The organism is Thalassospira sp. UBA1131 (assembly GCF_002311515.1).
GTDB lineage: Bacteria > Pseudomonadota > Alphaproteobacteria > Rhodospirillales > Thalassospiraceae > Thalassospira.
Map to the genome: position 1 here is coordinate 1 of NZ_DCAO01000046.1, position 11,146 is coordinate 11,146.

Genomic DNA, 11,146 nt, shown 5'->3' on the forward strand with positions numbered 1-11,146 from the left:
TCGCTTGATGACAGCATCCTGATTTCGATTTCCGACAACGGAACCGGCATTGCCAAGGAAAACCGGTCAAAGGTGTTCAACCCGTTCTTTACCACTAAGGAAGTCGGCAAGGGCACGGGACAGGGACTTTCGATCACCCATGACATCGTCACGGTGCGCCACGGCGGGCGCATCTGGTTTGAAACCGAAATGGGGAAGGGAACGACATTCCACGTTCTTCTGCCCGCCGAAGACCGCACCGGCAAAAAGTCCGACGAAAAATCCGAAAAAACCAAGACCTAACGCGGGGCAAACAGGATGATCCCGGCACCCAAAAGGCAAACCAGCAATCCGGTGACATCCCAGCGGTCGGGAGTGGTGCGTTCAACCACCCACATCCAGAAGATTGATGCCGTGATGTAAACCCCGCCATAGGCCGCATAGGCCCGCCCGGCAAAGTCGGCCTCGACCCGGGTCAGAAGCCAGGCAAAGACAATCAGGGATGCCACACCCGGCACGACCCAAAGGATCGACTTCCCGGATCGAAGCCAGGCCCAGAAGGCAAAACACCCGGCAATTTCGGCAATGGCTGCAAAGATATAGGCCGCAATGCTTTGCATCTGTTCCCCGTTTTGATCAGAAGGCCGGGCGCAAGTCCCCGGCATATTTTCCCGCCCAGTTGGTCAGAACCGGGGTCAGGTATTTCTTCAAGACCTCGGCCTTGGCGTCATCAATCACGCCATGTTTGCGCAGGATCGCGCCCATCGCAACCTCTGCCCCGCGCTGGGTGCCATCATCGATCTTAAGCGCCACACCAAGCCCCTGTTTGGGGAAGGCCGCGCAATAGACCCCCTCTGCGCCGACCTTGACCAGCGCATCTTCGCCGCATTCTTCCATGATGCCGGTGCAGAAACGCCCGGTTCCGGCAACCATGAAGGGCACATTTGCACAGCCCTTTCGGATGCGCTTGATCGCATCAATGCGTTTGGCATCAAGGCCCGCCGGATCGGCCATCCGCGCCATGGCAAGGCCCAGATCACGCAACCGCATGCCAATCACCGGAATACCGCAACCATCAATACCGCGCGGCGTCGAAGACAGATCGCATTCGCCCATTTCTTCCAACACCTTGATCAGGCGTTGCTGAACCGGATGGGATTCTTCGATATAGCCAGCCGGGTCTTCGCCCAACTGCTGTGCGGTCGACAGGAACCCGGAATGCTTGCCAGAGCAATTGTTGTGCGCCTTGGTCAGGCTCACATGATCGGACGCCTGTTTAATCGCGGCATTCAGGCTGAGTGAATAATGCGGCGCGCATTCCAGCGTATCGACAGAAAGACCGATCTTCTCCAACCATGCCTTGACGGTTTGGGCGTGTTCTTCCTCGCCATTATGCGATGAGCAGGCAAGGGCGATGTGTTTGTCCTCAAGCCCGAAGGCCTCGACTGCGCCGCTTTCAACAAACGGAATGGCCAGAAGCGGCTTGATCGCAGATCGCGGATACATCAGCGCATCAATATCACCGCCCTGATCAACCACCGTCCCGTCAGACGTCATCACGACGTAACGGCCGCGATGGAAACTTTCGACCATATCGCCGCGTGTGGCTTCGACAAGGATCGGGTTGGCAGCGATTGACTGAGGCATTTTAAAGCTCCGGCTTTGGTGGGTTGATCAGTCTATGCCTGAAACACCGGTGGAAAATCAAGTATGGCAAATCTTGCAACTGCGAAGGTGCCCGCCATCTGAAGGCTGCCGTTAAACACCTTTCGGCAACGGTATGGCCGTCAGGTTCTTGTATTCCTTCAAAACCAGACTGGATTGCACATCGCGTACATTGGGCATTGAAAGCAACTGATGGGTGACAAAATCGCCAAAGCTTTCGATATCGCGTGCCACGGACACCAGCAGAAAATCCTGCCGCCCCGTCATCGCCCAGCAGGACAGGATTTCCGGAAGATCATTCATCGCGCGGGCGAAATCCTCCGCCCCCTGTTCGGTATGGCTTTGCAAGCGGACCTGAATGGTCGCCAGCACCCCAAAGCCAAGTTTCTTCCGATCCAGAAGGGCGACCTGACGTTTGATCACCCCGGATGCCTCAAGCTGTTTGACCCGACGCAAACACGGCGATGGGGACATGCCGACCATTTCAGCAAGTTGGACATTGCTGATGGCGGCATCCTTTTGCAGGGCCTGCAAGATCCGGATATCAGTCGCGCTTAGCGTCACGTCGGTCATTTTAAACCCCAAATCAAACCAACAAGGTCACAATATGCACATCATACCCGATTTCGATGCCCTATTGGCCAGAAAATGACATTAGAGTTGATGTAAAATGATCCTTGTAAATCGGCAATAGAACCCGAAAGAGGACGGCCATGAATCAGGGAAACGATCTGCGTGGTGACTACAGCCACATCAATGACGACTACACCATCGATCAGGACTGGAGCACATATACCGAGGCCGAGCACGAACTATGGCGCAAACTTTATGACCGCCAGTCGCGCATTTTGCCCGGCTATGCTGCCGAGGATTACATTCGCAATCTGATGAAACTTGATGCGGCGGATCAGATTCCGCATTTCGGCCGGGTCAGCGAGAAGCTTCATGCGGCGACCGGCTGGCATCTTGTGGCTGTTCCGGGGCTGGTGCCAGATGATGTGTTTTTTGACCACCTTGCCAATCGGCGGTTCCCGGTTACGGTCTGGCTGCGCACGCCCGAGGAAATGGATTATCTGGTCGAACCCGACATCTTCCATGACTTTTTTGGTCATGTGCCGATGCTCTATGACCCGACCTTTGCCGACTATCTGGCGGCCTATGGCGCCAAGGGTCCAGAGGCCATTGCGATGGGCGGCCTGAAACAGCTGGCGCGGATGTATTGGTACATGGTGGAGTTTGGCCTGATCATGACCCCGCATGGCTTGCGCGCTTATGGTGCGGGCATGTTGTCATCGCAAACCGAAACCATCTATTCGGTCACCGATCCCACGCCAAACCGGGTTGCGTTCGAGCTTGAACGCGTCATGGGCACGGATTATGCGATTGATGATTTCCAGAAAACCTATTTCGTTCTGGAAAGTTACGATCAGTTGTTTGACGCGATGAATGTGCCACTGGCGCCGATCTATGATCGGCTCGCCAAGAAGCCGGCGATTGATCCGGCGACCACCTTGCCGACAGACCGGCTTTATCATGTGCATGGGGCCGCAGACAGCATCATTTCCCTGGGCGAGGAGCCCCACAGGACCCACAGACAACAACGCCCTGCATAAGGCAGGGCGTGGCGATCCGTTCAGGATTGATCAAGGCAGAGCCGATCTGGCAGTACTGCTAGCAGGCACTGATGGAATGACCCAGCACCCGATTGAGTTGCTCAAGCACCACTTTCGGGCTGGCGTCCTTGCTGATGAAATCGGCCGCCCCAAGCGCATCGGCTTGTGCGCGGGTGTCGGCATCATAATGGGCCGAGAAGAAGAAAACCGGCACGTTTTGGCTGTTGGGATAGCGGCGGCGAATTTCGCAGAACGCTTCAAAGCCGCTCATACCCGGCATTTCAATATCAAGAATGATGGCACGGGGATAAAGCCCGTCCAGCTGATCAATCAGATCATCGGCACAATCAAAACCGGCCACGTCATATCCTGCCCGACGCAACACTGTTTCAAGGGCTGCCTTAGCGCTGGGACTGTCGTCGGCGAACGCAACCAGTCCATCAGGACAAAATTGCGACGGCATGGCGCTGAGCGCGTTCATGGATGGCGATACTCCGAGTTTTGGGACAAGTCCAAACTGACAGACGAAAATGTCAAATTGGTTAAACCCGCCAAATTTTTGCCACGCAATGTTCCGCCTTCACCCCGATCTCGCACCCGTGCCGCGAAAGTATAAGGCCGCAATGATCGGAACCATGCGACGCCCAAACCATAAACACACGGGCAAAACCCCAATGTTTCCGCCAACATAACGTTACGGAAACCTGATTTATCGGGATTGATATCCGTCTAAATAGGTATTTCCATGCCTATTTACGGAATTAGGGGCAGGTGCTATAAACCGCCATGTCGCGAATGTGACCGGAAAACAGGATCGGGAATCCGGTGCGGCCGTGCCTTAGCGCACTTTGGCCAAGCCCGGAGCTGCCCCCGCAACTGTAAGCGTGACGGCCTTTTTGCAGGCTTTCTCGCGAGTCAGAATACCGATGGTGTTTTCTTGGCATGAAATGGGCCGGGCGGGGTGTACCGGGTACTGGGAATCCGTAGTAGAATAGAATTTGGCAACGTTCCGTGCCCAACGCCATATGGAGGCTCCATATGGAGTCGCATCAAGGACGGGACACACCAAGCCGGGAGAAACCATGTCCGACCCGCTAAAGCTCGCATCCGAATTTCCATCTGCTGATTATGCAAGTTGGCGCAAGCTTGCCGAAGAGGCCCTTAAAGGGGCACCGTTCGAGAAGAAGCTTGTCACCAATACGCTTGATGGGTTTTCCGTTCAGCCGATCTATACAAATGACGATCAGGATGACGCGACCCGGCTGATCCACGAAGTTCTTAATGCCACGGTCGAGCCGCGCGAAACCGTTACCGGCTGGGATATCCGCCAGCTTCACACCCATCCCGATCCCAAGGCCACCAATGCCGCAATCCTTGAAGATCTTGAAAATGGGGCCACCTCAATCACGCTAAGGCTTGATGCCGCTGCCCGCGCCGGGCGCGAAATCAGTTCTGCCGAGGTCGGTGTTGACGGGATTGCCATTCAGTGTCTGGCTGATCTCGATACGGCCCTTGAGGATGTTTACACCAACCTTGCCACCGTCGGGCTTGATGCCGGGGCGGCAGGTGTTCCGGCCGCAGCACTTCTGGCGGCCCATATCGCGAATACCGATGGTGCCGACGAAGCCGCACCGGCCTTTAACATCGATCCGATCGGAACCCTGGTATCCACCGGCACCCTGCCCTGTGGGGCGCAGCACGCAGTTGATCATGCGGCAAGTGTTGCGGTCGAGCTGATTGATCTGTTCCCGCTGGCGACCGCGATTTCGGTGAATGGCGCGCCTTATTATAATGCCGGGGCCACCGATGGTCAGGAACTGGCCTGTTTGCTGGCAAGCGGGGTGACCTATTTGCGCGCCCTGACCGATACCGGGATGGCGGTTGATCAGGCCGCGGGTGCGATGGTGTTTAACGTCGCCATCGGCACGGACTTCTTTGCCGGGATCGCAAAGCTGCGTGCGCTTCGCATGATGTGGAGCCGCATTCTTTCGGCATCGGGTGCCGAGGATGCGACGATTACGATCAATGCGGTTTCGGCCGAAATGGCCCTGACCAAGGTTGATCCGTGGGTCAATATGCTGCGCACCACGGTGACGAGCTTTGCCGCTGGTCTGGGTGGTGCCGATAGTGTGACCTGCCTGCCTTATGATCATTTGATTGGCCTGCCGGATGGCTTTGCGCGACGCATTGCGCGCAACACCCAACTGATCTTGCAGGAAGAAAGCAACGTGCACCGGGTCATCGATCCGGCTGGTGGTTCGTGGTTTATTGAAAACCTGACCAAGGAATTGGCGAAGGCCGCCTGGTCGAAATTCCAGTCGCTTGAATCTTCGGGGGGTATTCTAAGTGCCCTTGCCAATGGCAGCCTTAAGACCGAGATCGAGACCGTCTGGAATGCGCGTGAAAAACGCCTGTCGACCCGTCGTGATCCGCTGACCGGTGTGTCGGAATTCCCCAATATCGCTGAGACCAAGGTCACCTGCGAAAGGCCGGACCTTGAGGCGATCATTGCAGATGCCAAGGCCCGCCAGACCAAGTTTGATGGCACGGTCGGCAACAGCCTTAATGCCATGATTGAGGCCGCCCGCTCAGGTGCCACCATCGGGCACATGTTTACCGATCTTTATGGTACCAGCGCCGCGACATGTATCGGCGCCCTGCCTGCCCATCGCCTTGCCGAACGTTATGAGGCGCTTCGCAAGCGGTCTGATGCGCATAAGGCAAAGACCGGATTCTTCCCGCAGGTCTTCCTGGCCAATCTTGGCAAGGTCGCCCAGCACACGGCACGTGCGAGTTTTGCCCGCAACTTCTTTGAAGCCGGCGGGATCGAGGCGATCACCAATAACGGCTTTGCCACTGCCGATGATGTTGCAACCGCCTTTGGCAACAGCGGGGCCAAGATCGCCATCATTTGCGGATCAGACGCGCAATATGCCGACATGGTAGCGGATGTTGCCAAGGCGCTGAAAGCCAAGGGGGCAAGCATGGTTTATCTTGCTGGCCAGCCGGGCGATGCCAGGTCCGATTACGAAGCAGCCGGCATTAACGAGTTTGTTTTTGTCGGGGCCGATGTCCTTGCCATTTGCGGTACCGCACTTGATCATCTTCTTGGCAAACAGGGGGAGAAATAACCATGACCCGCATTCCTGATTTCTCCGACCTTCCGCTGTTTGATGGCGCGTCCGCAGGTGCCAAGGACCCGTTTGAAAGCACGCCCTGGACCACGCCAGAAGGCATTGATGTCAAATCATCCTACGGGCCCAAGGATCTGGATGGCATTGATCATTTAAACACCATGCCGGGCATGCCGCCGTTTTTGCGCGGCCCCTACCCGACCATGTATGTGCAACGTCCCTGGACAATCCGCCAATATGCCGGTTTCTCCACCGCCGAGGAATCCAACGCGTTCTATCGCCGCAACCTTGCCGCCGGGCAAAAGGGGCTTTCGATTGCCTTCGATCTGGCAACCCACCGTGGCTATGACAGCGATCATCCGCGCGTTGCCGGTGATGTTGGCATGGCCGGTGTGGCGATTGACAGCATCTATGACATGCGCACCCTTTTTGATGGCATCCCGCTTGATGAGATGTCGGTTTCCATGACCATGAATGGTGCGGTTCTGCCGGTGATGGCGCTTTATATTGCCGCCGCCGAAGAACAGGGTGTGAAGCACGAACAGCTTTCGGGCACCATTCAGAACGACATTCTGAAAGAATTCATGGTGCGCAACACGTATATCTATCCGCCGAAACCCTCAATGCGGATCATATCGGACATCTTTGCCTTTACCTCGCAAAACATGCCGAAATTCAACTCGATCTCGATTTCCGGCTATCACATGCAGGAAGCGGGTGCGACGGCTGACCTTGAGTTGGCCTATACGCTGGCCGATGGCATTGAATATGCCCGCGCTGGTCAGGCGGCGGGCCTTCCGATTGACAAGTTTGCTCCGCGTCTTTCGTTCTTCTGGGCGATTGGCATGAACTTCTTCATGGAAATTGCCAAGATGCGCGCGGCCCGCATGATCTGGGCCAAGCTGATCAAACAGTTTGATCCGCAAAACCCCAAATCGCTGTCGCTGCGCACCCACAGCCAGACGTCGGGCTGGTCATTGACCGCACAGGATGTGTTTAACAACGTCATCCGCACCTGTGTTGAGGCCATGGCATCCACACAGGGACACACCCAGTCGCTGCATACCAATGCACTGGACGAAGCCTTGGCCCTGCCGACCGATTTCTCGGCCCGGATTGCGCGTAACACCCAGTTGTTCCTGCAACAGGAAAGCGGCACCACCAATGTTATCGATCCGTGGGGTGGCTCGTACTATGTCGAACGCCTGACCCGCGATTTGGCGGAAAAAGCGTGGGCGCATATCCTTGAGGTCGAAGAACAAGGCGGCATGGCCAAGGCGATTGAAGCCGGCATTCCGAAAATGCGCATCGAAGAAGCAGCGGCCCGCACGCAGGCCCGCATTGATAGCGGCCGTCAGACTTTGGTCGGTGTGAACAAATACCGTGTGACTGATGATCGTCCGGTCGATGTTCTTCAGGTCGATAACGCCGAAGTCCGCCGTCAGCAGATCGCAAAACTCGAACGTCTGCGCGCCGAACGTGACAACGCAGCAGTTGAAAGTGCGCTGACCGCGCTGACCAATGCCGCCGATGCTGGCAATGGCAATCTGCTTGAACTGGCTGTCGAGGCGGCGCGTGCGAAATGCACCGTGGGCGAGATTTCCGATGCGCTTGAAAAGGTCTATGGCCGTCATCAGGCGGTGATCCGGTCGATTTCCGGCGTTTATAAAACCGAAGTCGGGGCCGACAACGAAGCACTGGCCAAGGTTGATCGCCTGATCACGCAGTTTGAGGCCAATGAAGGCCGCCGTCCGCGGATCCTGATCGCCAAGATGGGTCAGGATGGTCATGACCGGGGTCAGAAGGTGATTGCGACGGCCTTTGCCGATCTTGGCTTTGATGTTGATATCGGCCCGTTGTTCCAGACCCCGGAAGAAGCCGCCAAACAGGCGGTTGAAAACGATGTTCATATCGTGGGGGCAAGTTCGCTTGCCGCCGGTCACCTGACCCTTGTGCCGCAATTGCGGGCCGAACTCGACAAGCTTGGCCGCGAAGACATCATGATTGTTGCCGGGGGCGTGATCCCGCCGCAGGACTTCGACAAACTGTTCGAAGCCGGGGCCGAGGCGATCTTCCCGCCCGGAACGGTCATTGCCGAAGCCGCTGGCGACCTGCTAGAAAAGCTTAATCAGTCTGGTGAGGAAGCGGCCTGATCGCCGTTTCCTTCCAACCCGACGTAACGCTTTGCTGGCGTGAGACGCGCCAAATTCAAGGAACGCCTGGTGAAAGAAACGCTGCGCACCATACCTGCAGGCTCGGGCGGCACGGTCAGCCCGCGCAAGGCCGTGCGCAGACGCGTGCTTTCGACCGATGAAATCGTCGAAGGGGTTCTGGCAGGCGACCGCACCATTTTGTCGCGTGCGATCACCCTGGTCGAAAGCCGCAATCCCAAACATTTCGAACAGGCACAGGCCGTTCTGGCCGAACTCATGCCCAACACGGGCGGGTCGCAGCGCATCGGCATTACCGGCGTGCCCGGTGTCGGCAAATCGACCTTTATCGAGGCGTTTGGCAAGAACCTGACCAAGGCGGGTAAAAAGGTTGCCGTGCTTGCCGTTGATCCGACCAGCGCGCGTTCGGGTGGGTCCATTCTGGGCGACAAGACCCGGATGAACGAACTTTCGATTGATCCCAATGCCTATATCCGCCCATCGCCCAGCAGTGGCTATCTGGGTGGGGTCAATCGCATGACGCGCGAAACCATCCTGCTGTGCGAAGCCGCCGGCTTTGATGTGGTTCTGGTCGAAACCGTTGGCGCCGGGCAAAGCGAAACCATGGTCGCGCAGATGACCGACTTCTTCCTTGTCCTGATGCTGCCCGGTGCGGGTGATGAACTTCAGGGCATCAAGAAGGGTGTGCTTGAAATTGCCGATCTGATTGCCGTTAACAAGGCAGATGCCGACCCGGCCAGGGCGCGTGAGGCAAAACGTGAGTATTCCTCAGCTTTGCGAATCATGCAGCCCACCAGCAAGCATTGGCGACCGCAATCGGTGATGGTTTCAGCGCTCATCAATGACGGGCTTGATAACATCTGGGATCTGATCAACCAGCACCGCGCCGTGATGGAAAAGGAAGGCGAGTTCACCGCCAAGCGTGCCCGCCAGCAACATGACTGGATGTGGACGATGCTGCGCGACCGGTTGCTTGAAACCTTTACCGCGCGTGATGACGTGGCAAGCCGAATTCAGGCGCTTGAGGCCGATGTTTTATCGGGCACCACCAACCCGACCGCCGCGGTCGAGGAATTGCTGGGTCTGATCAAGACCGGCTAGTTGAGCGAACTATCAAAGAGGTCATTGGCGATATGCCAAAGGGTACTAAAAGTAGTAAAAAGTGATAAACTAGCACCTCTCAGAGTTAGTTAGGTGCACTAAAAATGAAGACCTCGCGTGTTAAGGAACTAATCGAGTTCAATCGCCCCCAAAAGTACAAATTCGTAAAGAGCTTAGGGAACGGCGCATGCGGAGAAACCATTTTAATGCGTGACGAAGAGATGGGCATTGATCTCGTCGCAAAAAAATACAAGCCTATTATAGAAAAACGCAAAAACCCGGATCTATTTAGAGATCTACTTGATAGATTCCGCAGAGAAGCGAAAATACTTTTCCAAATCAACCACCTGAATATCGTCAGAGTTTATAGCTACTTCGATTATAATGAATCTGACACATCATACATAACCATGGAGTATATTCAGGGAGACAATATAATAAAGCACATAAAATCTAATCCAACAAGAATAGGTGCAATTTTTGAGAAAACAATAAATGGATTTTCTTACTTAGAAGAAAAGAAAATACTTCACAGGGACATTAGACCGGACAATATATTGATTGATATCAATGGAGAACCAAAAATAATAGACTTCGGTTTTGGGAAAGAATCTTCAGGATTAGAAACCAATATTGATAAAAGCATATCTTTGAATTGGTGGTGCGAGAAACCATTGGAGTTTAACAAAGGGCAATATGATACCAGAACGGAAATCTACTTTGTTGGTCAGCTCTTTGCGAAAGCAGCAAATGATGCACACATATCCGAGTATGATTACGCTAAAATCATCGCAGAGATGTGCGATCTCAATGCAGAAAAACGACCAAAATCGTTCTCTGATATAAAGTTAGAAATAGCTAAAACAGAATACGCAGAAACAGAGTTCACAGACGAAGAAATTCAGACCTACCGCCTGTTCTCGGAAAGCTTGTGCGAGGCTATTTCAGAAATCGGGACCTCATCGAAATACGTTACAGATACGACCGAAATCATTGAGGGACTGGAAGAAGTATACAAAAAGAACATGCTTGAGGAGCGCATTCATGCTCCGGAAAAGATAATAGGTATATTCGTCGAAGGCGGTTTCAAATTCTGGAAAAATGAAGTTTTCTACACATCAACACTAGAGGTTTTCCTAAAATTTCTGCGAAAACTCTCTACCGAAAAGCAATGGCTAGTTCTCGCAAACCTAACATCTCGACTTGACGGGATTAAGAGGTATCAAGAGAAAAACGCTGGCTGGGACGATGAAATACCGTTCTAATAGAAAGGCCGCACAAAACGCGCGGCCTCATCAAACATAGAGCTAAAGCTGGCTTACTTGTTTTCAGCGGCCTTCAGTTTTTCCTTCAGGATTTTGAGCTTCTCGACCGCATCATTGATTTCCTGATCAAGGTGCTTGAGGCCTTCGCGCTTTTCGGTCGGTACGGATTCGAGCTCATCCAGGGCTTTTTCTACGATATACAGCATCCTGCAATCCTC

General features: G+C 54.6%; 10 protein-coding genes and 1 riboswitch. Of the genes, 6 read left to right on the plus strand and 4 right to left on the minus strand.

Annotated elements, in window-relative coordinates; all coding sequences use genetic code 11:
• The coding region (locus B3Z49_RS07600) for a sensor histidine kinase (RefSeq protein WP_296989563.1) at positions 1–282 on the plus strand (282 nt) is incomplete at its 5' end.
• On the opposite strand, the gene B3Z49_RS07605 is transcribed toward B3Z49_RS07600, so the two are convergent.
• From B3Z49_RS07605 to B3Z49_RS07615, 3 genes are all read right to left on the minus strand, one after another.
• Positions 279–599 (minus strand): YnfA family protein, encoded by a 321-nt coding sequence (locus tag B3Z49_RS07605; protein WP_120224147.1) that lies wholly within the window; start codon positions 597–599, stop codon positions 279–281. The two genes, B3Z49_RS07600 and B3Z49_RS07605, sit on opposite strands and share 4 nt — an antisense overlap.
• 16 nt (positions 600–615) lie before the next feature.
• Complete coding sequence (locus B3Z49_RS07610) at positions 616–1,626, minus strand: asparaginase (RefSeq protein WP_296989566.1); 1,011 nt, start codon at positions 1,624–1,626, stop codon at positions 616–618.
• Between the two features lie 111 nt (positions 1,627–1,737).
• Positions 1,738–2,217 (minus strand): Lrp/AsnC family transcriptional regulator, encoded by a 480-nt coding sequence (locus B3Z49_RS07615; RefSeq protein ID WP_064779910.1) that lies wholly within the window; start codon positions 2,215–2,217, stop codon positions 1,738–1,740.
• A gap of 140 nt (positions 2,218–2,357) precedes the next feature.
• Here B3Z49_RS07615 and phhA point away from each other — a divergent pair, with 140 nt between their 5' ends.
• Positions 2,358–3,257, plus strand: coding sequence for a phenylalanine 4-monooxygenase (gene phhA / locus B3Z49_RS07620; RefSeq protein WP_296989569.1), 900 nt, complete (start codon positions 2,358–2,360; stop codon positions 3,255–3,257).
• 58 nt (positions 3,258–3,315) lie between these two features.
• Here the strand turns inward: phhA and B3Z49_RS07625 are convergent, their stop codons facing one another.
• Positions 3,316–3,738 carry a response regulator gene (locus tag B3Z49_RS07625; RefSeq protein ID WP_008888386.1) on the minus strand — a complete coding sequence of 141 codons (423 nt, stop codon included), beginning with the start codon at positions 3,736–3,738 and terminating at the stop codon, positions 3,316–3,318.
• Positions 3,739–4,024: 286 nt separating this feature from the next.
• Positions 4,025–4,203, plus strand: a riboswitch (cobalamin riboswitch).
• Between the two features lie 136 nt (positions 4,204–4,339).
• On the opposite strand from B3Z49_RS07625, the gene B3Z49_RS07630 reads away from it, so the two are divergent.
• The 4 genes from B3Z49_RS07630 to B3Z49_RS07645 all read left to right on the plus strand — a co-directional run bounded on the left by B3Z49_RS07630 (position 4,340) and on the right by B3Z49_RS07645 (position 10,928).
• A complete protein-coding gene (locus tag B3Z49_RS07630; RefSeq protein ID WP_296989574.1) occupies positions 4,340–6,388 on the plus strand; it encodes a methylmalonyl-CoA mutase family protein in 2,049 nt (682 codons plus the stop codon).
• 2 nt (positions 6,389–6,390) lie between these two features.
• Positions 6,391–8,544, plus strand: coding sequence for a methylmalonyl-CoA mutase (gene scpA, locus B3Z49_RS07635; RefSeq protein WP_296989576.1), 2,154 nt, complete (start codon positions 6,391–6,393; stop codon positions 8,542–8,544).
• 69 nt (positions 8,545–8,613) lie between these two features.
• Entirely contained in the window at positions 8,614–9,663 is a 1,050-nt protein-coding gene (gene meaB, locus B3Z49_RS07640) for a methylmalonyl Co-A mutase-associated GTPase MeaB (protein WP_296989579.1), read from the plus strand.
• A gap of 104 nt (positions 9,664–9,767) precedes the next feature.
• Complete coding sequence (locus B3Z49_RS07645; RefSeq protein WP_296989581.1) at positions 9,768–10,928, plus strand: protein kinase family protein; 1,161 nt, start codon at positions 9,768–9,770, stop codon at positions 10,926–10,928.
• The last annotated feature ends 218 nt before the right edge of the window (positions 10,929–11,146 follow it).